Origin of the sequence: Hallella faecis, from assembly GCF_018789675.1 — a bacterium.
Taxonomy (GTDB): domain Bacteria; phylum Bacteroidota; class Bacteroidia; order Bacteroidales; family Bacteroidaceae; genus Prevotella; species Prevotella faecis.
The window spans coordinates 1-311 of the sequence record NZ_JAHKBE010000184.1; the positions used below are offsets into that span (position 1 = coordinate 1).

Here is a 311-nt window from a genome sequence, read left to right on the forward strand (position 1 = left end):
GCCTACACACTCATTGCCTATTCAAAGGCTTTGAAGAAGAAAGTGCGCCTTGTCATTTGGATTATGCCCAACGGAAAGCACAAGCTTTTCTTCTCAACAAAGACATCCATGTCGGGTGAGGATGTGCTGCGCACATACCGCTCAAGATTCCAAATAGAATTTTGTTTTCGCGATGCAAAGCAGTATACCGGCCTTACGCATTGCCAGGCAAGACACAAGAACCAGTTGGACTTTTCCTACAATGCATCATTCGCATCACAGAATGTAGCAAAGGTGATGATGAAGGAAAACGGGATGTCGTATTCCATGGC

Annotated in this window: 1 pseudogene; it reads left to right on the forward strand. The window is 45.3% G+C overall.

The features are described 5' to 3' along the window. Positions 1 to 30 precede the first annotated feature (30 nt). Positions 31 to 311, forward strand: a pseudogene (locus tag KM934_RS13055) (transposase); the annotation flags it as partial.